Below are 25,145 nucleotides of genomic sequence, written 5' to 3' on the forward strand. Positions count from 1 at the left end.
TACTTCTCCGAGCTTATCTTTCGCCAGCGCTAATTACGCGTTGTCGCGTTCGCGGCGACGATCGCCACGGTCGCGTTCGCGGCTTGCCGGACCCTGTGCGTCGCCTTCCAGCGCGCGACGTTCGGAAGCCATCGGATCGTGCTCAAGGATTTCGCCCTTGAAGATCCAGACCTTGATGCCGCAGATACCGAATGCGGTTTCGGCTTCTGCCGTGCCGTAATCGATGTCGGCGCGCAGCGTGTGCAGCGGCACGCGACCTTCGCGGTACCATTCAGTACGGGCGATTTCAGCACCGCCGAGACGGCCGGCGCAGGTGATCTTGATGCCTTCGGCACCAAGACGCATTGCCGACTGAACGGCGCGCTTCATGGCGCGGCGGAAAGCCACGCGGCGCTCGAGCTGCTGGGCGATCGACTGAGCGACCAGCGTCGCGTCGACTTCGGGCTTGCGCACTTCGACGATGTTGAGGTGCGTTTCCGAATTGGTCATGTCCGACAGCTTCTTGCGGAGCTTGTCGATGTCGGCGCCCTTACGGCCGATGATCAGGCCCGGACGGGCCGAGTGGATCGTGACGCGGCACTTCTTGTGCGGACGCTCGATGACCACCTTCGAGATGCCTGCCTGCTTCAGTTCGCTCATAACGAACTTGCGCATCTTGAGGTCTTCGTGCAGCAGCTGGCCGTACTCGGCATTGTCCGCAAACCAGCGGCTATCCCAAGTACGGTTGATGCCGAGACGGAAACCGATCGGATTGATTTTCTGACCCATTATGCGGCCTCCTCTGCTGCCTGCACTTCACGAACGACGATCGTCAGGTGCGCGAAGGGCTTTTCGATGCGCGACGCGCGACCGCGGCCACGAGCGTGGAAACGCTTCATGACGATCGATTTGCCGACATAGGCCTCGGCGACGACAAGCGCGTCGACGTCAAGATCGTGGTTGTTCTCGGCGTTGGCGATCGCGGATTCAAGCGTCTTCCTGACGGCGCCCGCGATGCGCTTGCGGGAGAACTCCAGCTCAGCGAGTGCACGCTCGACCTTCTTGCCGCGGATGGCCGCAGCAACCAGGTTGAGCTTCTGGGGGCTGACGCGGAGCGTGCGGGCGACTGCTTGCGCCTCGTTGTCCTTCAGCCGGCGTTCGGCTTTTGCCTTGCCCATTGTTACTTCCTCTTCGCCTTCTTGTCCGCGCCGTGACCGTAGTAGGTGCGGGTCGGAGAGAATTCACCGAATTTGTGACCGACCATGTCTTCATTGACGCTGACCGGGACATGTTTGCTGCCGTTGTAGACGCCGAAGGTAAGACCGACGAACTGCGGCAGGATCGTGGAGCGACGGCTCCAGATCTTGATCACTTCTGCACGTCCGCCTTCACGAACCTTCTCAGCCTTCTTGAGAAGATAGCCGTCAACGAACGGACCTTTCCATACTGAACGAGCCATTGGAGACTTCCTCTCTTACTTCTTGCGCTGATGACGCGAGCGCATGATCATCTTATCGGTCGACTTGTTCGACCGGGTGCGCTTGCCCTTGGTCGGCTTGCCCCACGGTGTCACCGGATGGCGACCACCGGAGGTGCGGCCTTCACCACCGCCGTGCGGATGGTCGACCGGGTTCATGACGACACCGCGGTTATGCGGACGCTTGCCGCGCCAGACGGTACGACCGGCCTTGCCGTCGTTGATGTTGGCGTGGTCCGGGTTGGAAACGGCGCCGATCGAAGCAAGGCAGATGCCGCTGACGAGGCGCTGTTCACCGGAATTCAGGCGAAGGATCGCCATGCCCTGGTCACGGCCGACGAGCTGTGCATAGGAACCGGCGGAACGAGCGATCTGACCGCCCTTGCCCGGCTTCATTTCCACGTTGTGGATGATGGAGCCGACCGGGATGTACTGCAGCGGCATGGTGTTGCCGGGCTTGACGTCGACAGCCTTTTCCGAAGCGATGACCTTGTCGCCGGCAGCGAGACGCTGCGGAGCGATGATGTAGGCCTGCTCGCCATCCGAATAGCTCACCAGCGCGATGAAAGCCGTGCGGTTCGGATCGTATTCGATACGTTCGACCGTGCCTTCGACATCGAACTTGCGACGCTTGAAGTCGACCAGTCGGTAGCTGCGCTTATGACCGCCACCGATGAAGCGAGCCGTGATGCGGCCGAGGTTGTTACGACCGCCGCTCTTGGTCAGACCTTCCGTCAGCGCCTTGACCGGCTTGCCCTTGTAGAGCGAGGAGCGGTCCACGATGACCAGCTGACGCTGGCTCGGGGTCGTCGGATTGAATGTTTTCAATGCCATTTTTTTATTCCTCAGAGACCGGTGGAGACGTCGATCGTCTGGCCTTCAGCCAGCGTCACGACAGCCTTCTTCACGTCCTTCTGCTTGCCGACGAAACCGCGAAACCGCTTGGTTTTGCCCTTGCGCAGCAGAGTGTTGACGGCCGTAACCTTGACGCCGAACAGCGCCTCGACAGCAGCCTTGATTTCCGGCTTTGTCGCCTGCTTGGCGACATTGAAAACAACCTGGTTGTTTTCGGATACCAGCGTGGACTTTTCGGTGATCGCCGGAGAGACGATCACATCGTAGTGGCGAAGATCGGTCACTTGAATCGCTCCTCTAGCGCTTCAACCGCAGCCTTGGAAAGCACGAGCTTGCCGCGGCGCACGATATCGTAAACGTTGATGCCCTGGATCGGCAGAACATCGATATTCGGGATGTTCTGAGCTGCGAGCTTGAAGTTGCCGTCAAGCTCTGCGCCGCCGATGAAGAGGGCGTTGGTCAGGCCGAGCGTCTCGAAAACGGACGCGAGAGCCTTGGTCTTGGCTTCAGCTGCGACAAGGTTGTCGATGACGATGACGTCATCAGCCTTGATCTTGGCCGAAAGGGCATGGCGAAGGCCGAGTGCGCGAACCTTCTTCGGAAGGTCGTGCTCGTGGCTGCGAACGACCGGGCCATGGGCCTTGCCGCCGCCGCGGAACTGCGGAGCGCGAGCCGAATGGTGACGAGCGCGGCCCGTACCCTTCTGCTTGTACATCTTGGCGCCGGTGCGCGAAACTTCAGCGCGGCCCTTTGCCTTGTGCGTGCCCTGCTGCTTCTTGGCAAGCTGCCAGCGGATAACGCGGGCGAGAATGTCTTCGCGGGGCTCGAGGCCGAAAATCTCGTCCGAAAGGGAGACCTTCCCGGCGTCTTTTCCCTCGAGGGTCTTGACGTTCAATTCCATTGATCTGGCTCCCTTACTTCGCGGCCGACTTGACGGCGTCGCGCACGATGATCCAGGCACCCTTGGAACCGGGAACAGCACCCTTGATCAGGATCAGACCGCGATCTTCGTCGGTCGAAACCACTTCCAGGTTCTGCGTCGTGACGCGCGTCTGGCCCATGTGACCAGCCATCTTCTTGTTCTTGAAAACCTTGCCCGGATCCTGGCGCGAGCCGGTCGAACCATGCGAACGGTGCGAAACCGACACACCGTGCGTGGCGCGCAGACCGCCGAAACCGTGGCGCTTCATGGCGCCGGCAAAACCCTTACCGATGGTCGTACCCGTCACATCAACGAGCTGACCGGCGGCAAAGTGACCCGCCTTGAGCTCCGTGCCGATCTCCAGCAGATTGTCTTCCGACACGCGGAATTCTGCGAGCTTGGCCTTCGGCTCTACGTTGGCAACGGCAAAGTTGCCGCGCATCGCCTTCGACGTGTTCTTTACCTTCGCCTGGCCGGCACCGAGCTGAACTGCGGTATAGCCATTCTTTTCGACAGTGCGCGTGGCAACGACCTGGCAGCCGTCCATACGCAGTACCGTTACCGGGACATGCTCACCGGCGTCGTTGTAGACGCGGGTCATTCCCACCTTTTGTGCAATCACACCTGAACGCATCGGTTCAATCCTTCCAACTCAGCTCGAGCAAGCTCAGAGCTTGATCTCAACATCGACACCGGCGGCGAGATCGAGCTTCATCAGCGCGTCTACCGTCTGCGGGGTCGGGTCTACGATGTCGAGCAGGCGCTTATGCGTGCGCATCTCGAACTGTTCGCGGCTCTTCTTGTCGATGTGCGGGGACCGGTTGACCGTAAACTTCTCGATACGGGTCGGAAGCGGAACGGGGCCCCGGACGCTTGCACCGGTGCGCTTCGCCGTCGACACGATCTCGCGCGTGGAAGCATCGAGAATCCGGTGATCGAACGCCTTCAGGCGAATGCGGATATTTTGGCCGTTCATTCGACGTTATCCTTGTGTTTGTTTTCCGCATGTCTCTCAACAAGACACGGGTTGTTCTTTCTTCCTAAGGCGGACCACCGGTTTCAAAGATCGAGAGGGCGCCGATGCCGGCGTCCCTATCCAGTCTTCAGGGCCTTCTAGCCCACCTTATTTGCTTGTTCAGTCACCGCTTCGTCATCCAAAGCGGCGCGCAAATCGCGCTCGCGCGCCATTTGCTACATTTCTTTGTAATAAGCAAGCGGCTTGCGCCGCCTGTATCATAATATTGTCATCGAATCGGCCACCCCACCGGAGTGGCCGAAGGAATTACTCGACGATCGAAGCGACGATACCGGCGCCGACGGTGCGGCCGCCTTCGCGGATGGCGAAGCGCAGCTTTTCTTCCATCGCGATCGGAACGATCAGCTCGACGTCGACCGTGACGTTGTCGCCCGGCATGACCATTTCCGTGCCTTCCGGAAGCGTCACGATGCCGGTAACGTCCGTCGTGCGGAAGTAGAACTGCGGACGGTAGTTGGTGAAGAACGGCGTATGACGGCCGCCCTCTTCCTTCGTCAGGATGTAGGCTTCTGCCTTGAACTTCTTGTGCGGCTTGACCGAGCCCGGCTTGCACAGGATCTGACCACGCTCGACGCCGTCACGGTTCACACCGCGGATCAGCGCGCCGATGTTGTCGCCGGCCTGGCCCTGATCGAGCAGCTTGCGGAACATTTCAACGCCGGTCACCGTCGTCTTCGAAGTCGGGCGGATGCCGACGATCTCGACTTCTTCACCAACCTTGACGATGCCACGCTCGACACGGCCGGTCACGACCGTACCACGGCCCGAGATCGAGAACACGTCTTCGATCGGCATCAGGAACGGCTGGTCAACCGGACGCTCAGGCGTCGGGATGTAGGCGTCGACCGCTGCCATCAGTTCGCGGATGGCGTCTTCGCCGATCTTCTTGTCGGAATCTTCAAGAGCGGCAAGCGCCGAACCCTTGACGACCGGAATGTCGTCGCCCGGGAAGTCGTAGGACGACAGAAGTTCGCGAACTTCGAGCTCAACCAGCTCGAGAAGCTCGGCGTCGTCAACCTGGTCGACCTTGTTCAGGAACACAACGATCGCCGGAACGCCGACCTGGCGGGCGAGCAGGATGTGTTCGCGCGTCTGCGGCATCGGGCCGTCAGCAGCCGAGCAAACCAGGATCGCGCCGTCCATCTGCGCCGCACCGGTGATCATGTTCTTGACGTAGTCGGCGTGGCCGGGGCAGTCGACGTGCGCGTAGTGGCGGTTCGGCGTCTCATACTCAACGTGCGCCGTCGAGATCGTGATGCCGCGCGCCTTCTCTTCCGGAGCCGCGTCGATCTGGTCGTACGCCTTGAACTCACCGAAGTACTTCGTGATCGCTGCCGTCAGAGACGTCTTGCCGTGGTCAACGTGGCCGATCGTGCCAATGTTGACGTGCGGCTTGTTGCGCTCAAACTTACTCTTTGCCATTTTCGGCTCTCCGTTTTGCTAGTCCCCGAGGGGAGCTAATTCTTGTTATCGGTCAATTGGTATTCCGGTCACTTCTGACCGGAATACTTTGCCTGGATTTCGGTTGCGACGTTCGACGGGACCGGCGCGTAGTGGTCGAAGGTCATCGTGTACTGAGCGCGGCCCTGCGACATGGAACGCAGGTTGTCGACGTACTTAAACATGTTGGCCAGCGGAACGTTGGCGCTGATGACAACCGCGATGCCACGGCTTTCCTGACCCTGGATCTGGCCACGGCGGGAGTTGAGGTCGCCGATAACGTCGCCGACGTAATCTTCCGGGGTGACGACTTCGACCTTCATCATCGGCTCGAGGAGCTGAGCGCCGGCCTTCTTCGCTGCTTCACGGAAGCAAGCGCGGGAAGCGATTTCGAACGCCAGGACCGAGGAGTCGACGTCGTGGAAGGCGCCGTCGATGAGCGTCGCCTTGACGCCGAGCATCGGGAAGCCAGCCAGCGGACCGGAGGACAGGACGCTTTCGATGCCCTTCTGAACGCCCGGGATGTATTCCTTCGGAACAGAGCCGCCGACGATCTTGGATTCGAACTTGAAGTCTTCGCCTTCCGGGTTCGGTTCGAAGATGATCTTGACGCGCGCGAACTGGCCGGTACCACCGGTCTGCTTCTTGTGCGTGTAGTCTTCTTCGGTCTGGCGCGTGATGGTTTCGCGGTAAGCAACCTGCGGCGCACCGACGTTTGCTTCGACCTTGAACTCGCGGCGCATGCGGTCAACGATGATGTCGAGATGCAGTTCGCCCATGCCGGCAATGATCGTCTGGCCGGATTCCTGGTCCGTCTTCACGCGGAAGGACGGGTCTTCAGCTGCCAGGCGGTTGAGCGCGAGGCCCATCTTTTCCTGGTCGCCCTTGGACTTCGGCTCGATGGCGATCTGGATGACCGGCTCGGGGAATTCCATGCGCTCGAGGATAACCGGCTTCAGCGGATCGCAGAGCGTATCGCCGGTGGTGGTTTCCTTGAGGCCGGCGAGAGCAACGATGTCGCCTGCAAAGGCTTCTTCGATGTCTTCACGCGAGTTGGAGTGCATCTGCAGCATGCGGCCGACGCGCTCGCGCTTGTCCTTGACCGTGTTCAGAACCGAAGAGCCCTTTTCGAGCTTGCCGGAGTAGATGCGTGCGAAGGTGAGCGAACCGACGAAGGGATCGTTCATGATCTTGAACGCCAGCATCGACAGCGGCTCGGCGTCGTCTGCATGACGCTCGATGTCGGCTTCGGTCTTGAAGTCGATGCCCTTGATCGCCGGAATGTCGAGCGGCGACGGCAGGTAATCGACGACGGCGTCGAGCAGCGGCTGCACACCCTTGTTCTTGAAGGCAGTGCCGCAGAACATCGGATGGAACTTGACGTCGATGGTGCCGCGGCGAACGAGTTCGCGGATCTTATCGTTGTCGGGCATGTTGCCTTCGAGGTAGGCTTCCATCGCAGCTTCGTCGATCTCGACAACGGTCTCGATCAGCTTTTCGCGATATTCTTCAGCCTTGGCCTTCAGATCTTCCGGGATCTCGACGACGTCCCACTGGGCGCCGAGCGATTCGTCACGCCAGATCAGGGCGTTCATTTCGACGAGGTCGATAACGCCCTTGAATTCGGTTTCCGCACCGATCGGCAGCTGCATGACGACAGCCGTTGCGCCGAGACGGGTCTTGATCATCTCGACCGAGCGATAGAAGTCCGCACCCGTCTTGTCCATCTTGTTGCAGAAGATCATCCGCGGAACATTGTACTTCTCGGCCTGACGCCAGACGGTTTCCGTCTGCGGCTCCACGCCGGCGTTGGCGTCGAGCAGCGCGATGGCGCCGTCGAGAACGCGCAGCGAACGCTCGACTTCGATGGTGAAGTCGACGTGGCCGGGAGTGTCGATGATGTTGAAGCGGCGCATCTTGCCGTCACGGCCCTTCCAGAAGGTCGTGGTGGCAGCGGACGTGATCGTGATGCCACGCTCCTGCTCCTGCTCCATCCAGTCCATGGTGGCTGCGCCGTCGTGGACTTCGCCGATCTTGTGCGACTTGCCGGTGTAATAAAGGATACGCTCGGTGGTCGTGGTCTTGCCGGCGTCGATATGCGCCATGATACCGAAATTGCGGTAGTCTTCGATCTTATATTCGCGAGCCATTGTGGACTGCCTTTCGATACCGTTCGGAATTACCAGCGATAGTGCGAGAACGCGCGGTTGGCGTCAGCCATCTTGTGCGTGTCTTCGCGCTTCTTGACGGCGGAGCCGCGGTTGTTGGACGCATCGAGCAGTTCGCCGGACAGACGGTCGATCATGGTGGTTTCGTTGCGCTTGCGGGCAGCGGCAATCAGCCAGCGAATGGCGAGAGCCTGGCGGCGCTCCGGACGGACGTCGACCGGAACCTGATAGGTCGCACCACCGACGCGGCGCGAGCGGACTTCAACGTGCGGGGCAATGTTGTCGAGCGCAGAATGGAAAACCGAAAGCGGCTCCTGCTTCGACTTGCCCTGGACGGCGTCGAACGCACCGTAGACGATGTTTTCAGCAACGGACTTCTTACCATCGAGCATGATGGCATTCATGAACTTGGTCACGACGAGGTCACCGAACTTCGGATCCGGATTGATCTCGCGCTTTTCTGCTTTATGACGTCTGGACATACTTTTCGTCTCTTCAACCGTTAAGGCGCTTCATCACGCGGAGGACCTCGCGCAGCGCCGGATTACTCAAAATCCGAATTACTTCGGACGCTTCGCACCGTACTTGGAGCGACGCTGCTTGCGGTTCTTGACACCCTGGGTATCGAGAACGCCGCGGATGATGTGATAACGGACACCCGGAAGGTCCTTGACGCGGCCGCCGCGGATCATGACGACGGAGTGTTCCTGAAGGTTGTGACCTTCGCCGGGGATGTAACCAATGACTTCGAAGCCGTTGGTCAGGCGGATCTTTGCGACCTTACGCAGAGCCGAGTTCGGCTTCTTCGGCGTGGTCGTGTAGACGCGCGTGCAAACGCCGCGCTTCTGCGGGTTCTCCTGGAGAGCGGGAACCTTATTACGCTTTACGTTCGCCTGGCGAGGCTTGCGGATCAGCTGGTTTACGGTAGGCATTCAACCATCCCTTACGTTTATCTCAGTACCCTTGCGGGCTTGAACTCACGCCGTCTCCGGCAATGACGCATGCTTTCCGTCAATGCGCAAAATATGGCCCGATCCGCTTCCGCAGATGGACCACAAGGAGCAGAGGACGCATAAAATACTGCGTCATGCGTGCAGCATCATGACTTCAACGTGCGTTTAGAACCTTGTTTGAGGTGAATTTCAGGGCGCGTCGCCCCGAACAGCCAAGCCTCACATGGGATCTGATGGGCCGGGTACTACTGGTTTCCACCCTTCCCGTCAAGGCCGGTTAAGAAATAAACTTGGCCGCATCACCTTGATATGCGGGCCGAACGCCCTGTTTTCATCCTTCTAGACGCATTCAGGGACGTGCGCCAAGATAAAAACTTGGGCCTTGCAGCAAAAGCAGTTAAGGAATCAGCAATTGCGGCGTTAGGTCCTCTCAGCGGATTCGACAAAGCGAATCTCCAGGAACCGAGGACAGGCGATGATCACGACACCTGATAACGACAATAATTTCGACGGGCCGATGATCTTCATCATCATCGGCAAAGGCTATGAGTCCGAGGCCAGCGAAGGCATCGACCTGCACATCCTGCTGCAGGCGCCCGATGACGACACCGCCGTGCGCGAAGCCCTGAACGCTCTTGCCGAGGAGGGTTTCATCGAGGCCGATCTCGACCAGATCGGCATGCTGACCGAAATTCCGGCGGAAGAGCCGCACGCCTCGGCCTACCAGGGCGCGGTCGATGGCGAGGTCGCGATCATCCGGTTCAACTGACGGGAACGCCTTCCCTCCCCTATCAATCAAAGACTAGCACAAACGAAAACCGCCCGGATCGCTCCGGGCGGTTTTTCAATTCGTGGACCTCAGCTGCGGATTATTCCGCAGCCGGGGCGTTTTCGGCCATGTCCTGCAGCATCGGGGTGGCAACGGCTGCACCAGTGCCTTTGCGGCGCTCTTCGAGGATGAGCTCGTCGCGCGACGTGGCGATGCGGCGGATCTGGGTCATGGTGCCGCCGGTGCCAGCCGGAATGAGGCGGCCGACGATGACGTTTTCCTTCAGACCCTGCAGACCGTCGGTCTTGCCGGCGATTGCAGCTTCCGTCAGCACCTTGGTCGTTTCCTGGAAGGACGCGGCCGAGATGAAGGACGGGGTCTGCAGCGACGCCTTGGTGATGCCGAGAAGAACCGGCTCGCCGCTGGCGGGCTTCTTGCCCTGTTCGATCAGGTGGTCGTTGACGTCCTCCAGCTCGATCCGGTCGACGTTGTCGCCGACGATGTAGGTCGAGTCGCCGGCATCGGTGATCTCCACCTTCTGCAGCATCTGACGGACGATCACCTCGATGTGCTTGTCGTTGATGACGACGCCCTGCAGGCGGTAGACTTCCTGGATTTCGTTGACGAGATAGGAAGCAAGAGCCTCCACGCCCTTGATCGCCAGGATGTCGTGCGGAGCCGGGTTACCGTCGAGGATATAGTCACCCTTTTCGATATAGTCGCCGTCCTGAAGGTGGAAGGGCTTGCCCTTCGGGATCAGGTATTCGACAGGCTCGACACCGTCTTCCGCCGGCTCGATGATGACGCGACGCTTGTTCTTGTAGTCGCGGCCGAGGCGGATCGTACCATCGATCTCTGCGATGATGGCGTGATCCTTCGGACGGCGAGCTTCGAACAGTTCGGCAACACGCGGCAGACCGCCGGTGATGTCCTTGGTCTTGGCGCTTTCGAGCGGCGAACGGGCGAGAACGTCACCCTGGGAGACCTTCGTGCCCGGCTCGACCGACAGGATGGCGTCGACCGAGAGCAGGAAGCGGGCGTCACCACCACGCGACAGCTTCGCGACATTGCCGCTGGCGTCCTTGATGACGATCGCCGGCTTGAGATCCGAGCCGCGCGGGGTCGAACGCCAGTCGATGACCTGACGCTTGGTGATGCCGGTGGATTCGTCGGTCGCTTCCAGAACCGAGAGACCATCGACGAGGTCTTCGAACTGAACGGTACCGGCAACTTCCGTCATCATCGGACGGGTGTAAGGATCCCACTCCGCCAGACGCTGGCCGCGCTTGACCTTGTCACCTTCGTCCACATGCAGCTTCGAACCGTAGGCGACACGCTGCGAAGAGCGCTCGACGCCACGCTCGTCCAGGATCTGGACGGTCATGTTGCGGCCCATGGCAACGAGGCTGCCTTCAGAGTTGCGCAGCACGTTGCGGTTCTTGATCTGCACCGTACCCTCGTACGAGGCTTCCAGGAACGACTGGTCGACCACGGTTGCCGTACCGCCAAGGTGGAAGGTACGCATGGTGAGCTGGGTTCCCGGCTCGCCGATCGACTGAGCGGCGATGACGCCGACGGCTTCGCCCATGTTGACCGGCGTACCGCGCGCAAGGTCGCGGCCGTAGCAGACCGAGCAGACGCCCGTCTGGATTTCGCAGGTCAGCGCCGAGCGGATGCGGATCGACTGGATACCGGCCTTCTCGATTTCGATGACATCCGGCTCGAGGATCATCTTGCCAGCATCGACGATGCGCTCACCCGTCACCGGATGATCGATGTCGTCGAGCGCCGTGCGGCCGAGAATACGGGCGCCGAGCGAGGCGACGACCTGGCCGGCATCGACGATGGCGGTCATGGTCAGGCCGGTTTCGGTGCCGCAATCGACGTGCGTGACGATGCAATCCTGCGCGACGTCGACGAGACGGCGGGTCAGGTAACCGGAGTTTGCAGTCTTCAAGGCGGTGTCTGCCAGTCCCTTACGGGCGCCGTGCGTCGAGTTGAAGTACTCGTTGACGGTCAGGCCTTCCTTGAAGTTCGAGATGATCGGCGTCTCGATGATTTCGCCCGACGGCTTGGCCATCAGGCCGCGCATGCCGCCCAGCTGGCGCATCTGGTTCGGAGAACCGCGGGCGCCGGAGTGGCTCATCATGTAGATCGAGTTCATCGGCTTCTGACGGCCGGTGTTCTCGTCGAATTCGACCGCCTTGATGCGCGCCATCATCTCTTCGGCGACCTTTTCGGTCGCCTTGCCCCAGGCGTCGACAACCTTGTTGTACTTTTCACCCTGGGTGATGAGGCCGTCATTGTACTGCTGCTCGTATTCCTTCACCAGATTTTCGGTGTCGTTGACGATCTTGGCCTTCGTGTCCGGAATGACCATGTCGTCCTTGCCGAACGAAATGCCGGCACGGCAGGCATGGGCGAAGCCGAGCTGCATGATGCGGTCGCAGAAGATGACCGTGTCCTTCTGGCCGCAATGGCGGTAGACCGTGTCGATCATCTTGGAGATGTTCTTCTTGGTCATTTCCTGGTTGCAGATGTCGAAGGGCACCTTGCCGTTCTTCGGCAGCAGTTCGCCGATGAGCAGACGGCCGGGCGTCGTCTCATAGATCTTCGAGTAGGGCTTGCCATCCTCGCCGATCGACTTGAAGCGGCCGCGGATCTTGGTGTGCAGCGTCACGACCTTGTTTTCCAGCGCGTGATGCAGCTCGCCGAGATCGGAGAAGGCCATGCCTTCGCCCGGCTCGTTCTGGTTCAGGATCGAGAGATAGTACAGGCCGAGAACCATGTCCTGCGAGGGAACGATGATCGGCGCCCCGTTTGCCGGGTGCAGGATGTTGTTGGTCGACATCATCAGCACGCGGGCTTCGAGCTGGGCTTCGAGCGACAGCGGCACGTGAACAGCCATCTGGTCGCCGTCGAAGTCGGCGTTGAAGGCCGTGCAGACGAGCGGGTGCAGCTGGATGGCCTTGCCTTCGACCAGGGTGGGTTCGAAGGCCTGGATGCCCAGGCGGTGCAGCGTCGGTGCGCGGTTCAGGAGAACCGGATGTTCGCGGATGACCTCGTCGAGGATATCCCAGACCTCCGGCTTTTCCTTCTCGACCAGCTTCTTGGCCTGCTTGACGGTCGAGGAGTAACCCTTGGCGTCGAGGCGGGCATAGATGAACGGCTTGAAGAGTTCGAGCGCCATCTTCTTCGGAAGACCGCACTGATGCAGCTTCAATTCCGGACCGGTGACGATGACCGAACGGCCGGAATAGTCGACGCGCTTGCCGAGCAGGTTCTGACGGAAGCGGCCCTGCTTACCCTTCAGCATGTCGGACAGCGACTTCAGCGGACGCTTGTTGGCGCCGGTGATGACGCGGCCGCGGCGGCCGTTATCGAAGAGCGCGTCGACAGATTCCTGCAGCATGCGCTTTTCGTTGCGGATGATGATGCCCGGAGCGCGCAGTTCGATGAGGCGCTTCAGACGGTTGTTGCGGTTGATGACGCGGCGATAGAGATCGTTCAGATCCGACGTCGCGAAACGGCCGCCGTCGAGCGGAACGAGCGGGCGCAGATCCGGCGGGATGACCGGAACGACCTTCATGATCATCCATTCGGGACGATTGCCTGACTCCATGAAGTTCTCGACGATCTTCAGGCGCTTCATCAGCTTCTTCTGCTTGAGGTCCGACGTGGTGTCGGCAAGCTCGGAGCGCAGATCGCCAGCGATCTTTTCGAGGTTCATCGAGGCCAGCATCTCGTAGATCGCCTCAGCGCCGATCATCGCGGTGAACTGGTCTTCGCCGTATTCGTCGACGGCGAGCATGTACTCTTCTTCCGAGAGGAGCTGGTGCTCCTTGAGAGCGGTCAGGCCCGGCTCGGTGACGATGTAGTTTTCAAAGTAGAGAACGCGCTCGACATCCTTCAGCGTCATGTCGAGCAGTGTCGAGATGCGCGACGGCAGCGACTTCAGGAACCAGATGTGGGCAACGGGAGCAGCGAGCTCGATATGGCCCATGCGCTCACGGCGAACGCGCGACAGCGTGACTTCGACGCCGCACTTTTCGCAGATGATGCCCTTGTACTTCATGCGCTTGTACTTGCCGCACAAGCATTCGTAGTCCTTGATCGGGCCGAAGATGCGCGCGCAGAACAGACCGTCGCGTTCCGGCTTGAACGTACGGTAGTTGATGGTTTCCGGCTTCTTGATCTCACCGTAGGACCAGGAGAGGATCTTCTCCGGAGACGCGATCGAAATCCGAATGGAATCGAAATTCTGTGCAGGCACCTGCGGATTGAAAAGATTCATGACCTCTTGGTTCATGCCTGTCTCCTTCATGGGCTAAAGCGCCCTCAAAATGCGATGGCCGGCGGCAATTCCCGGGAGCCGCCTCCCTCGCTTAAACGAGAATAACCGCAAGATGCGGCGAAACTTCCCTTCCGGGCCGACACGGATGCGGCTCCCGGCGGGACCGGCGTGCGCCGCATTGGCAGCGCACGCCCTATCAATGTTTACTCGGCCGCGTCCGGCAGCTGGGTTGCCTGCGCTTCGTCGAGCTTGGTGTTCTCGAGCTCGACGCTGAGGCCCAGCGAGCGCATTTCCTTGACGAGAACGTTAAAGCTTTCCGGAATACCGGCTTCGAACGTGTCGTCTCCGCGGACAATGGCTTCGTAGACCTTGGTGCGGCCGGCGACGTCGTCCGACTTCACCGTCAGCATTTCCTGCAGCGTATAGGCGGCGCCATAGGCTTCGAGGGCCCAGACTTCCATTTCGCCGAAGCGCTGACCGCCGAACTGCGCCTTGCCGCCCAGCGGCTGCTGGGTCACGAGCGAGTAAGGGCCGATCGAACGGGCATGGATCTTGTCGTCGACCAGGTGGTTGAGCTTCAGCATGTAGATGTAGCCCACGGTCACCTGGCGGTCGAACTGCTCGCCGGTACGGCCGTCATAGAGCGTCGACTGGCCGGTGTCCTTGAGACCCGCCAGACGCAGCATGTCGTTGACGTCACCTTCGTTAGCGCCGTCGAAGACCGGCGTTGCGATCGAAACACCGCGCTTCCACTGGTCGGCGAGACGCAGAACGGACTCATCGTCAAAGTCCTGGACCTGTTCGGCCTTGGGACCGTCGCCCACGACATCGCCAATAGTCTTGCGCAGTGGCTCGATGTTGCCATTGGCTTTATACGCTTCGATCAGTTCGCCGATCTGGCGACCCATGCCGGCGCAAGCCCAGCCCAGGTGCGTTTCCAGGATCTGGCCGACGTTCATGCGCGAAGGCACGCCGAGCGGGTTCAGAACGACGTCGACATGCGTGCCGTCTTCAAGGAACGGCATGTCCTCGACAGGCACAATGCGCGAGACCACGCCCTTGTTCCCGTGACGGCCGGCCATCTTGTCGCCCGGCTGGATCTTGCGCTTCACGGCGACGAAGACCTTGACCATCTTCATGACGCCCGGAGGCATTTCATCGCCGCGCTGGACCTTCTCGACCTTGTCCATGAAGCGCTGTTCAAGGCGCGACTTGGATTCGTCGTACTGGCCGCGGAGGGCTTCGAGTTCGCTCTGGACCTTCTCGTCCTCGACGGCGAACATCCACCACTGCGAGCGGGGATATTCGGAGACGACGGCGTTCGAAAGTTCGGTGCCCTTCTTGAAGCCCTTCGGGCCGGCAATCGAGACCTGGCCGCGCAGCATGTCGATCAGACGGCCGTAGACGTTACGGTCGAGGATCGCCTGCTCGTCGTCGCGGTCCTTGGCGAGCCGCTCGATCTCTTCGCGCTCGATCGCCATCGCGCGCTCGTCCTTCTCTACGCCATGGCGGTTGAAGACGCGAACTTCAACGATCGTGCCGTAGGTGCCGGGCGGCATGCGCATGGAGGTATCGCGCACGTCGGAGGCTTTTTCGCCGAAGATGGCGCGCAGAAGCTTTTCTTCCGGCGTCATCGGGCTTTCGCCCTTCGGCGTGATCTTGCCGACGAGGATATCGCCCGGCTGAACTTCGGCGCCGATGTAGACGATGCCGGCTTCGTCGAGGTTCTTCAGCGCTTCTTCCGAAACGTTCGGAATATCGCGGGTGATTTCCTCCGGGCCGAGTTTGGTGTCGCGCGCCATCACTTCGAATTCCTCGATGTGGATGGAGGTGAACACGTCGTCGGCAACGATGCGCTCGGAGAGCAGGATCGAGTCTTCGTAGTTATAGCCGTTCCAGGGCATGAACGCGACGAGCGCGTTGCGGCCGAGCGCCAGGTCGCCGAGATCGGTCGACGGGCCGTCGGCGAGAATATCGCCGCGGTTGACGACGTCACCGACGGTGACCAGCGGACGCTGGTTGACGCAGGTGTTCTGGTTCGAACGTTGGAACTTCTGCAGGCGGTAGATATCGACGCCGGACTTGCCGGCTTCGAGGTCTTCCGTGGCGCGGATAACGATACGCGTCGCGTCGACCTGGTCGACGACGCCGCCGCGGCGGGCGCCGATGGCGGCACCGGAGTCACGCGCGACGACCGGCTCCATTCCGGTGCCGACGAACGGAGCTTCGGCACGCAGCAGCGGCACGGCCTGACGCTGCATGTTCGAGCCCATGAGGGCGCGGTTGGCGTCGTCGTTTTCCAGGAACGGGATGAGTGCCGCTGCGACCGAAACGACCTGCTTCGGCGAAACGTCCATCAGGTTCATGCTGTCGCGGGGCGCGAGCATAACTTCACCCGCGTGGCGGCAGACGACGAATTCGTCGACGAAGGAACCGTCAACGTTCAACTCGGCGTTGGCCTGTGCGACGTAATACTTGGCCTCTTCCATGGCGGAGAGGTAGAGCACGTCGTTCGTCACCTTGCCGTCGACGATGCGCCGGTACGGGCTTTCGATGAAGCCGTATTTGTTGACGCGGGCAAAGGTCGCAAGCGAGTTGATCAGACCGATGTTCGGGCCTTCCGGCGTTTCGATCGGGCAGATACGGCCATAGTGGGTCGGATGCACGTCGCGAACTTCGAAGCCGGCACGCTCGCGGGTCAGACCGCCCGGACCAAGGGCCGAAAGACGGCGCTTGTGGGTGATTTCCGAGAGCGGGTTGACCTGGTCCATGAACTGCGAGAGCTGCGAGGAACCGAAGAATTCGCGGACGGCTGCGGCAGCCGGCTTGGCGTTGATCAGGTCCTGCGGCATGACCGTGTCGATTTCGATCGAGGACATGCGTTCCTTGATCGCACGCTCCATGCGGAGCAGGCCGAGACGGTACTGGTTCTCCATCAGCTCGCCGACCGAGCGGACGCGGCGGTTGCCGAGGTTGTCGATGTCGTCGATCTCACCCTTGCCGTCGCGCAACTCGACCAGCATCTTGACCACGGCCAGGATGTCGTCCTTGCGCAGGATGCGAACGGTGTCCTCGACGGAGAGGTCGAGGCGCATGTTCATCTTGACGCGGCCGACGGCGGAGAGGTCGTAACGCTCCGCATCGAAGAACAGCGAGTTGAACATGGCTTCGGCCGATTCCATCGTCGGCGGTTCACCCGGGCGCATGACGCGATAGATGTCGAACAGTGCGTCCTGACGGTTCTCGTTCTTGTCAGCGGAAAGCGTGTTGCGGATATAGGCGCCGACATTGATGTGGTCGATGCCGAGAACCGGGATCTCGTCGAAACCGTTCGACAGGATGATGCCGAGCGTCTTCTCGTCGATTTCGTCGCCGGCCTCGAGATAGATCTCACCCGTCGAGTAGTTGACGATGTCTTCGGCGAGGTAGTTGCCGTAAAGGTCGTCGTCGCCGGCCTTCAGCGCCTTCAGGCCCTTGTCGGAGAGCTGGCGCAGCAGGCGCGGCGTCAGCTTCTTGCCGGCTTCCACGACGACTTCGCCGGTATCAGCGTCGACCATCTCGGTGATCGCCTTGGCGCCCTTCAGGGTTTCCGGCTTGAAGGGAATGCGCCAGCCTTCGCCGTCGCGCTTGTAGAGCGACTTCGTGTAGAAGGTGTCGAGGATTTCCTCGCCGTCCATGCCGAGCGCCATCAGCAGCGACGTGACGGGGATCTTACGGCGGCGGTCGATACGAGCGTAGACGATGTCCTTGGCGTCGAATTCGATATCGAGCCAGGAGCCGCGATAGGGAATGACGCGGGCGGCGAAGAGCAGCTTGCCGGAAGAATGGCTCTTGCCCTTGTCATGGTCGAAGAAGACGCCCGGCGAACGGTGCATCTGCGAGACGATGACGCGCTCGGTGCCATTGACGATGAACGTGCCGTTGTTGGTCATGAGCGGCATGTCGCCCATGTACACGGACTGTTCCTTGATGTCCTTGATCGACTTTGCGCCGGTATCCTCGTCGATATCGAACACGATGAGACGGAGAGTGACCTTCAGCGGCGCGGCATAGGTCAGGTCGCGCTGGCGGCACTCGTCAACGTCGAACTTCGGCGGTTCGAATTCGTAAGACACGAACTCCAGCATCGAGGCGCCGGAGAAGTCGGTGATCGGGAAAACGGACTTGAAGACGGCCTGAAGGCCTTCGTCAGGGCGACCGCCCTTCGGCTCTTCAACCATCAGAAACTGGTCGTAGGACGCCTTCTGAACCTCGATGAGGTTCGGCATTTCTGCGACTTCGGGGATCTTACCAAAAAACTTGCGTACGCGCCTGCGACCATTGAACGAAAGGGTCTGAGCCATCGTCGCTCCTTCAAAAATTGCATCCGGGCCTGCAACGGACGGGAACCGATGGCCAGTCGATCCCGCCGATCAATGAGTAGTTCAACCTCGTCCCACCTCCCGAAACAGCCAGGCCGGATTGCCTTGGCGCTTCGGTTCGAGACCATGCTCTTGAAGAACCCATTACCCAAAAGCCGTTTTCACGCGGCTTTTGGGTAATTCGTTCAGGAAAACGGCAAATGGGAGGCAGTAAATGCCGCCTCCCACGTGCAGTTCAAGATTACTTGACGTCGGCCTTTGCGCCTGCGTCTTCAAGCTTCTTCTTGATGTCAGCGGCTTCAGCCTTGGAAACGGCTTCCTTGACAGCCTTCGGAGCGCCTTCGACGAGGTCCTTGGCTTCCTTGAGGCCGAGGCCGGTGATGGCGCGGACTTCCTTGATGACGTTGATCTTGTTGGCGCCGGCATCCGTGAGGATGACGTCGAACTCGGTCTTTTCTTCTTCAGCCGGAGCAGCAGCGCCTGCACCACCAGCAGCGGCAGCAACAGCTACCGGAGCAGCAGCGGAAACGCCCCACTTTTCTTCGAGAAGTTTCGACAGTTCTGCAGCTTCCAGAACGGTCAGCGAGGAGAGGTCGTCAACGATCTTTGCGAGATCAGCCATTTTACTAGTTCCTTTTGTTCGGTTCGAACCGGTTGATTATAAACAGCGAAAAACCGCCTTAAGCGGCTTCGTCCTTCTTGGCGTAGGCCGCAAACACGCGGGCAAGCTGGCTTGCCGGTGCTGCAACAACCCCAGCGATGCGGGTAGCCGGTGTCTGGATCATGCCCAGCAGCTTCGCACGCAGCTCATCGAGCGAAGGCAGGGTCGCAAGCGACTTGACTGCATCGGCGTTGAGCGTGGTTGTTCCCATGGCGCCACCCAGAACAACGATCTTGTCGTTGGTCTTGGCGAAATCCATGACGACCTTCGGAGCGGTGATCGGATCGGTGCTGTATGCAATCAGCGTCTGACCCTTGAAGAGATTGGTAATCCCTTCCGCTTCCGTACCCTGAAGGGCAATTTTGGCCAGGCGGTTCTTCGCGACTTTGACGGTACCGCCAGCTGCACGCATCTTCGAACGAAAATCGTTCATCTGCGCGACTGTAGCACCAGCATAGTGGGCCACGACGACTGAGCCCGAAGCCTTGAAGACTTCGTTCAGTTCCGTGACGAATTCGCGTTTTTCCGCTCTTTCCACTGCCTATCTCCAGTTGGCGGGACCGAAAACGGGCCCGCCGGGTTGCCTTTTGCCTCCTGGGATCATGCGAGATCCCAAGCGACGCTTGAGGATCCTGTCCCCCCGCGCTCCCGCGCCAATTAAGGCTAAAGAGGCACAAGGCATCCAAGGCTCGAACCGAGTTACGAGAAGTGAACTTCATGCAATTCGGGTCTTACCCGTCTCATGCAGGCGAAGTGATTAAGGGAAAACCACCTGCAATCTCGGACAGGATTCCGGATTTCTCCGGAATATTCCGGCCCCTTGCGAGGCCGGAAATTCAGTGACCGGGCCGAAGCCCAGCAATCGACTTATGCAGTCGGAGCTGCGGTGACCGAGCCGACTTCGATCTTGACGCCCGGGCCCATGGTCGAGGAAATCGCCACGCGCTTGACGTAGTTGCCCTTGGCGCCCGCCGGCTTCGCCTTGATGACGGCGTCGGCAAAGGCGCGGATATTTTCTTCCAGAGCCTTGGCGTCGAAAGAAGCCTTGCCGATACCGGCGTGAACGATGCCAGCCTTTTCGACGCGGAACTCGACGGCGCCGCCCTTGGACGCCTTGACGGCTCCGGCGACGTCCATGGTGACGGTGCCAACCTTCGGGTTCGGCATCATGCCGCGGGGCCCAAGAACCTTACCGAGACGGCCGACGAGCGGCATCATGTCGGGGGTGGCGATGCAGCGATCGAATTCGATCTTGCCGCCCTGGACAATTTCGACGAGATCTTCAGCGCCGACGATATCGGCACCGGCAGCCTTGGCTTCATCAGCCTTGGCGCCGCGCGCGAAAACGGCAACGCGGACCGTACGGCCGGTGCCGTTCGGCAGGTTGACGACGCCGCGAACCATCTGGTCCGCATGGCGCGGGTCAACGCCGAGGTTCATCGAGACTTCGATGGTTTCGTCGAACTTGGCGACAGCCCGTTCCTTAACCATCCCGATGGCCAGGGAGAGAGCGTAGAGCTTGGTGGGATCAACACCTTCGTTGATCTTCTGCGTGCGCTTACCAGCCATGATCTTAACCCACCACTTCCAGGCCCATGGCGCGGGCAGAGCCCTCGATCATCGCCATTGCACCTTCGATATCCGCTGCGTTCAGATCCTTCATCTTGGCTTCTGCGATCGACTTGATCTGAGCCTTGGTGAGGGAGCCGGCCTTGGCGCCCTTGCCGGGCGTCTTGGAACCGGACGTGATCTTCGCTTCCTTCTTCAGCCAGTAGCTGACCGGCGGCTGCTTCATCGCGAAGGTGAAGGACTTGTCCTGGTAATAGGTGATGACGACCGGAATCGGCATACCCTTTTCCATTTCCTGCGTGGCGGCGTTGAACGCCTTGCAGAATTCCATGATGTTAATGCCACGCTGGCCAAGCGCCGGGCCGATCGGCGGGGACGGGTTCGCCGATCCTGCCTTGACCTGAAGCTTGAGCTGGCCTGCAACTTTCTTAGCCATATCTCTCTGCCTTTCATGAACGGCCGGCTGCCCGGCCCGTGATGCCGGATTGCTCCGGCGGCTGCGGTTGCGTGGTGCGGATCATTAGGGTCCGGCTAAGACCCCTCACCTTCCACGCGGATGCGGACTAGGTCCGCTGGGAACAGGCCTCAAAGGCCAGCCCCCAATTCTGCAATCAGACCTTCTCGACCTGAGCGTATTCCAGCTCAACCGGCGTAGCGCGGCCGAAGATCGACACTTCCACCTTCAGACGCGAACGCTCTTCGTCCACGTCCTGAACCGTGCCGTTGAACGAGGCGAAAGGACCGTCGGAAACGCGGACCTGCTCGCCAATCTCGAAGGTAACAGACGCCTTCGGCCGCTCGACGCCCTCCTGAACCTGGCCGAGAATGCGCTCGGCTTCATAATCCGGAATCGGAACGGGCTTATTGTCGGAGCCGAGGAAACCCGTGACCTTCGGCGTATTCTTGATCAGGTGGTAAGCCTCGTCCGTCAGATTGGCGCGGACCAGGACATAGCCCGGGAAGAACTTGCGCTCGCTGTCGACCTTGCGGCCGCGACGCACTTCCACAACCTTTTCGGTCGGCACAAGAATCTTCTCGAACAGGTGCTCAAGCCCCTTCTGGCGAGCCTTGTTCTCGATGTCTTCAGCCACCTTCTTTTCAAAATTCGAGTACGCGTGGACGATGTACCAACGTGCCGCCATTTTCATCTCCACCCGTATCAGTTGCCGGTATTGAGCACGAAGCTCAGGGCCCAGCCGATCAGCTGGTCAGCGGCAAAGAAAAACAGCGCGGCAAAAACCACCATCACCAGCACCATGACCGTCGAGATCATCGTCTCGCGGCGCGACGGCCATGTGACCTTGGACGTCTCGGAGCGAACCTGCTGCAGAAACGCAAACGGATTGGATTTGGATGCCATCGACTGCCCACGCAATTACGGCGCGTAAAGCTGAAACTATCAGCCCCACGCACCGCGTGTCTGTTGAACCCTAAATAAACACCGATTTCCGAATGCACAAGAGGGAAACCGAAGTTTAACGAAATTAGTTGCCACCGATCAATCCCCAGCCGGAACGCCGCGAGCAACGCCGCGCTGTCCGTATCAGGGAAGATGGCAGGGGCAGAGGGGCTCGAACCCCCGACCTGCGGTTTTGGAGACCGCCGCTCTACCAACTGAGCTATACCCCTTCATGCCTGTCCTTCAGCGCCCGGGCCAAGACCCGCAAATCGCTGCCGAAATGCATGGCGCTCCCTTTAAGACGGCCGCAGCGGATTGGCAAGCACGATTTTCGATTTTCAAAGCCTTCTGCTCATTTGCGAGCGTCCGCTTTTCGATCGCGTAACCGGAGAGCATTCAGACCTTCACATATTTCCGCCAGTCGTGTTCTTCCTTGAAGCCCAACACCTCGCGAATCTTGCGGTTGGAAAGCAGCCCCTCATATTCACCGATCTCGCGGGTGAAGGGCACATTCGGGAAGAATCGCTTCGCCAGCTCCATCGACGGCGTATTGGCCGAAACCGTGTCGTTAGCGGCGTTGAAGACCTCGTAGCCAAGCCCGTCCTTCTCGATGCAGAGATGGCAGATCTGCCCGAGGTCGCGAGCGTCGATATAGCTCCAAGTGATGCGCTTGCGCATCTCGGGATGGGCAAAATAGGTCGGGAACCTCTCATATTCATGAGGCTCGATAACGTTGCCGATGCGCAACGCATAGATGTCGAAACCCGACCGTTCGGCAAAGGCGCGCGCCGTCTTTTCGTTGACGACCTTGGAAAGGCCGTAGGAATCCATCGGATTGACGTCGTAATCTTCCTCCAGCGGGAACTGGTGGAAGTCGCGATGCCCTTCGGCGAAACAGACGCCGTAAGTCGTTTCGCTCGACGCGACGATGATCTTCCGAATGCCGAGCTTCACCGCCGCCTCGATGACATTGTAAGTGCCCATCACGTTGATGCGGAAGGTCTCGTTGTCCGGCTTGATCAGGATGCGCGGAATCGCGGCGAAATGCACGACCGCATCAAAGGGCTGAACGCCCCTGCCCGCGTCCAGATCGGGAAAATCGCGATGCATCGACAGCGCGTTGAAGACCTGGCCGCTATCGGTGATGTCGGCGATGAGATTGGTGACGCCGGGGCTATCCAGAGGCACGAGATCGAGGTTGTGAACCTCATACCCTGCATTGACGAGCCATGGCACGGCATGGCGACCTGCCTTGCCGGAACCGCCTGTGAACAGAATCCGCTTTTTCATGGAAAAGTCCTCCGCATCATAAAAACCGGAGGCATAGTTAGACGCTTCCGCGCGAAGAGCAAGCGAGCGTCTTGCGAGGGGTTTCACCCCGCCGCGCCAGGAGCACCCTATCCGGGAGCACCTGGCCATTATTGCCCTGTCACCGCAGCCCCGTGCGATGAACTGGAAAGCTCGTCACTTGACGACGCTTACCTCATTGATCTGCACTCCGGCCGATTGAACAACCTCTTGCGGAATCGCAGCGATGAAAAACATCGTGAAAACATACATCGCGAATATCGTCGCAACGAATGTGGCCTTTGGAATCATCCCGACTCTCCTCTTTACAATGAGGAGTCTGGACTAAAATGAGCCAATCACAACTGCTTTCTGAACGTGAGATGAACAAAATACTGTGACGGGCATTCTTAACGATATTTTTACAACACCTGTTAAACGGCTTAGATGCATCAAAAACGAAAAACCCCGCTGTTTCCAGCGGGGTTTTCCTGATTGTGGATAACCTGAAAGGTTACTCGACGATCGAAGCAACGATACCGGCGCCGACGGTGCGGCCGCCTTCGCGGATAGCGAAGCGCAGCTTTTCTTCCATCGCGATCGGAACGATCAGCTCGACGTCAACCGTGACGTTGTCGCCCGGCATGACCATTTCCGTGCCTTCCGGCAGCGTCACGATGCCGGTCACGTCCGTCGTGCGGAAGTAGAACTGCGGACGGTAGTTGGTGAAGAACGGCGTATGACGGCCGCCCTCTTCCTTCGTCAGGATGTAGGCTTCTGCCTTGAACTTCTTGTGCGGCTTGACCGAGCCCGGCTTGCACAGGATCTGACCACGCTCGACGCCGTCACGGTTCACACCGCGGATCAGCGCGCCGATGTTGTCGCCGGCCTGGCCCTGATCGAGCAGCTTGCGGAACATTTCAACGCCGGTCACCGTCGTCTTCGAGGTCGGACGGATGCCGACGATCTCGACTTCTTCACCGACCTTGACGATGCCACGCTCGACGCGGCCGGTCACGACCGTACCACGGCCCGAGATCGAGAACACGTCTTCGATCGGCATCAGGAACGGCTGGTCAACCGGACGCTCAGGCGTCGGGATGTAGGCGTCGACCGCTGCCATCAGTTCGCGGATGGCGTCTTCGCCGATCTTCTTGTCGGAATCTTCAAGAGCGGCAAGCGCCGAACCCTTGACGACCGGAATGTCGTCGCCCGGGAAGTCGTAGGACGACAGAAGTTCGCGAACTTCGAGCTCGACCAGCTCGAGAAGCTCGGCGTCGTCAACCTGGTCGACCTTGTTCAGGAACACAACGATCGCCGGAACGCCGACCTGGCGGGCGAGCAGGATGTGTTCGCGCGTCTGCGGCATCGGGCCGTCAGCAGCCGAGCAAACCAGGATCGCGCCGTCCATCTGCGCCGCACCGGTGATCATGTTCTTGACGTAGTCGGCGTGGCCGGGGCAGTCGACGTGCGCGTAGTGACGGTTCGGCGTCTCATACTCAACGTGCGCCGTCGAGATCGTGATGCCGCGCGCCTTCTCTTCCGGAGCCGCGTCGATCTGATCGTACGCCTTGAACTCACCGAAGTACTTCGTGATCGCTGCCGTCAGAGACGTCTTGCCGTGGTCAACGTGGCCGATCGTGCCAATGTTGACGTGCGGCTTGTTGCGCTCAAACTTACTCTTTGCCATTTGAATGCTTCCTGTGAACGAAATGGTGGCCCCGGCGAACCGGTTTAGTGCCGCCGTTTAAGGCTTTCGGCGAAATTGCGCAAGACTTAATTGCAGACGCTAATCTTGGCGTGACAGCGCATATGGGAGACAATTCGCCGCCTGCAAGGCGATTCGCCGCGGCCCCTCCAAAAATCGCTGGAATCTCAGAGAAAATCGCACGGATCGCCAAGGATAACCGCGGCCGCCGGCATTGACATCCCTCGCCTGCGGCAACAGCGGTCGGCGTCCCCGCCACGGCTGGAA

The 25,145-nt window shown here is 60.0% G+C and carries 24 protein-coding genes and 1 tRNA gene; 1 reads left to right on the plus strand and 24 read right to left on the minus strand.

Annotated features, from left to right (window positions below):
• Window positions 1-33: 33 nt before the first annotated feature.
• The 12 genes from rpsC to rpsL form a co-directional block, all read right to left on the minus strand.
• Window positions 34-768: a 30S ribosomal protein S3 gene (gene rpsC / locus GGD53_RS01230; protein ID WP_003573793.1), complete on the minus strand. Its 735-nt coding sequence runs from the start codon at window positions 766-768 to the stop codon at window positions 34-36.
• Complete coding sequence (rplV, locus tag GGD53_RS01235) at window positions 768-1,157, minus strand: 50S ribosomal protein L22 (protein WP_064801907.1); 390 nt, start codon at window positions 1,155-1,157, stop codon at window positions 768-770. The genes rpsC and rplV overlap by 1 nt, the downstream gene beginning before the upstream one ends.
• 2 nt (window positions 1,158-1,159) lie before the next feature.
• On the minus strand, window positions 1,160-1,438 hold the full coding sequence (gene rpsS, locus GGD53_RS01240) for a 30S ribosomal protein S19 (protein WP_007531666.1): 279 nt from the start codon (window positions 1,436-1,438) through the stop codon (window positions 1,160-1,162).
• A gap of 15 nt (window positions 1,439-1,453) precedes the next feature.
• Window positions 1,454-2,290: a 50S ribosomal protein L2 gene (gene rplB / locus GGD53_RS01245; RefSeq protein WP_184452872.1), complete on the minus strand. Its 837-nt coding sequence runs from the start codon at window positions 2,288-2,290 to the stop codon at window positions 1,454-1,456.
• A gap of 11 nt (window positions 2,291-2,301) precedes the next feature.
• Entirely contained in the window at window positions 2,302-2,595 is a 294-nt protein-coding gene (locus GGD53_RS01250; RefSeq protein WP_003547550.1) for a 50S ribosomal protein L23, read from the minus strand.
• Window positions 2,592-3,212: a 50S ribosomal protein L4 gene (gene rplD, locus GGD53_RS01255; protein WP_010028977.1), complete on the minus strand. Its 621-nt coding sequence runs from the start codon at window positions 3,210-3,212 to the stop codon at window positions 2,592-2,594. The genes GGD53_RS01250 and rplD overlap by 4 nt, the downstream gene beginning before the upstream one ends.
• A 13-nt stretch (window positions 3,213-3,225) precedes the next feature.
• Entirely contained in the window at window positions 3,226-3,867 is a 642-nt protein-coding gene (rplC, locus tag GGD53_RS01260; protein WP_004674916.1) for a 50S ribosomal protein L3, read from the minus strand.
• A gap of 33 nt (window positions 3,868-3,900) precedes the next feature.
• Complete coding sequence (gene rpsJ / locus GGD53_RS01265; RefSeq protein ID WP_003547547.1) at window positions 3,901-4,209, minus strand: 30S ribosomal protein S10; 309 nt, start codon at window positions 4,207-4,209, stop codon at window positions 3,901-3,903.
• A gap of 306 nt (window positions 4,210-4,515) precedes the next feature.
• Window positions 4,516-5,691, minus strand: coding sequence for an elongation factor Tu (tuf, locus tag GGD53_RS01270; RefSeq protein ID WP_184452874.1), 1,176 nt, complete (start codon window positions 5,689-5,691; stop codon window positions 4,516-4,518).
• 68 nt (window positions 5,692-5,759) lie between these two features.
• Window positions 5,760-7,859 carry an elongation factor G gene (gene fusA, locus GGD53_RS01275; RefSeq protein ID WP_184452876.1) on the minus strand — a complete coding sequence of 700 codons (2,100 nt, stop codon included), beginning with the start codon at window positions 7,857-7,859 and terminating at the stop codon, window positions 5,760-5,762.
• Between the two features lie 29 nt (window positions 7,860-7,888).
• On the minus strand, window positions 7,889-8,359 hold the full coding sequence (rpsG, locus tag GGD53_RS01280; RefSeq protein WP_004669085.1) for a 30S ribosomal protein S7: 471 nt from the start codon (window positions 8,357-8,359) through the stop codon (window positions 7,889-7,891).
• A 78-nt stretch (window positions 8,360-8,437) separates the two neighbouring features.
• Window positions 8,438-8,809: a 30S ribosomal protein S12 gene (rpsL, locus tag GGD53_RS01285; protein WP_003547537.1), complete on the minus strand. Its 372-nt coding sequence runs from the start codon at window positions 8,807-8,809 to the stop codon at window positions 8,438-8,440.
• Window positions 8,810-9,305: 496 nt separating this feature from the next.
• On the opposite strand from rpsL, the gene GGD53_RS01290 reads away from it, so the two are divergent.
• Window positions 9,306-9,599: a hypothetical protein gene (locus tag GGD53_RS01290; RefSeq protein ID WP_064801904.1), complete on the plus strand. Its 294-nt coding sequence runs from the start codon at window positions 9,306-9,308 to the stop codon at window positions 9,597-9,599.
• A gap of 100 nt (window positions 9,600-9,699) precedes the next feature.
• Here the strand turns inward: GGD53_RS01290 and rpoC are convergent, their stop codons facing one another.
• From rpoC to tuf (GGD53_RS01345), 12 genes are all read right to left on the minus strand, one after another.
• Window positions 9,700-13,908 carry a DNA-directed RNA polymerase subunit beta' gene (rpoC, locus tag GGD53_RS01295; protein WP_064801902.1) on the minus strand — a complete coding sequence of 1,403 codons (4,209 nt, stop codon included), beginning with the start codon at window positions 13,906-13,908 and terminating at the stop codon, window positions 9,700-9,702.
• Between the two features lie 188 nt (window positions 13,909-14,096).
• Window positions 14,097-18,236, minus strand: a complete 4,140-nt coding sequence (gene rpoB / locus GGD53_RS01300; RefSeq protein WP_184452878.1) for a DNA-directed RNA polymerase subunit beta — start codon at window positions 18,234-18,236, stop codon at window positions 14,097-14,099.
• A gap of 259 nt (window positions 18,237-18,495) precedes the next feature.
• Window positions 18,496-18,876, minus strand: coding sequence for a 50S ribosomal protein L7/L12 (gene rplL, locus GGD53_RS01305; RefSeq protein ID WP_064801898.1), 381 nt, complete (start codon window positions 18,874-18,876; stop codon window positions 18,496-18,498).
• 58 nt (window positions 18,877-18,934) lie between these two features.
• Window positions 18,935-19,453: a 50S ribosomal protein L10 gene (gene rplJ, locus GGD53_RS01310; RefSeq protein ID WP_064801896.1), complete on the minus strand. Its 519-nt coding sequence runs from the start codon at window positions 19,451-19,453 to the stop codon at window positions 18,935-18,937.
• 329 nt (window positions 19,454-19,782) lie between these two features.
• Window positions 19,783-20,484, minus strand: coding sequence for a 50S ribosomal protein L1 (rplA, locus tag GGD53_RS01315; RefSeq protein ID WP_184452880.1), 702 nt, complete (start codon window positions 20,482-20,484; stop codon window positions 19,783-19,785).
• Between the two features lie 4 nt (window positions 20,485-20,488).
• A complete protein-coding gene (rplK, locus tag GGD53_RS01320) occupies window positions 20,489-20,920 on the minus strand; it encodes a 50S ribosomal protein L11 (protein WP_003547518.1) in 432 nt (143 codons plus the stop codon).
• A 175-nt stretch (window positions 20,921-21,095) separates the two neighbouring features.
• Window positions 21,096-21,626: a transcription termination/antitermination protein NusG gene (nusG, locus tag GGD53_RS01325; RefSeq protein ID WP_007791989.1), complete on the minus strand. Its 531-nt coding sequence runs from the start codon at window positions 21,624-21,626 to the stop codon at window positions 21,096-21,098.
• A 17-nt stretch (window positions 21,627-21,643) separates the two neighbouring features.
• The gene (gene secE, locus GGD53_RS01330) at window positions 21,644-21,844 is read right to left on the minus strand and encodes a preprotein translocase subunit SecE (RefSeq protein WP_003547514.1); all 201 of its coding nucleotides are present in this window, start codon (window positions 21,842-21,844) and stop codon (window positions 21,644-21,646) included.
• A 193-nt stretch (window positions 21,845-22,037) separates the two neighbouring features.
• Window positions 22,038-22,113: transfer RNA gene (locus GGD53_RS01335), tRNA-Trp, on the minus strand.
• A gap of 166 nt (window positions 22,114-22,279) precedes the next feature.
• On the minus strand, window positions 22,280-23,173 hold the full coding sequence (locus GGD53_RS01340; protein ID WP_184452882.1) for an NAD-dependent epimerase/dehydratase family protein: 894 nt from the start codon (window positions 23,171-23,173) through the stop codon (window positions 22,280-22,282).
• A 174-nt stretch (window positions 23,174-23,347) separates the two neighbouring features.
• Window positions 23,348-23,482 (minus strand): hypothetical protein, encoded by a 135-nt coding sequence (locus tag GGD53_RS32095; protein WP_257784632.1) that lies wholly within the window; start codon window positions 23,480-23,482, stop codon window positions 23,348-23,350.
• 202 nt (window positions 23,483-23,684) lie between these two features.
• The gene (gene tuf, locus GGD53_RS01345) at window positions 23,685-24,860 is read right to left on the minus strand and encodes an elongation factor Tu (RefSeq protein WP_184452874.1); all 1,176 of its coding nucleotides are present in this window, start codon (window positions 24,858-24,860) and stop codon (window positions 23,685-23,687) included.
• Between the last annotated feature and the right edge of the window lie 285 nt (window positions 24,861-25,145).

This window comes from Rhizobium aethiopicum, from assembly GCF_014197535.1.
In the GTDB taxonomy this organism is placed as follows: Bacteria; Pseudomonadota; Alphaproteobacteria; order Rhizobiales; family Rhizobiaceae; genus Rhizobium; species Rhizobium aethiopicum_A.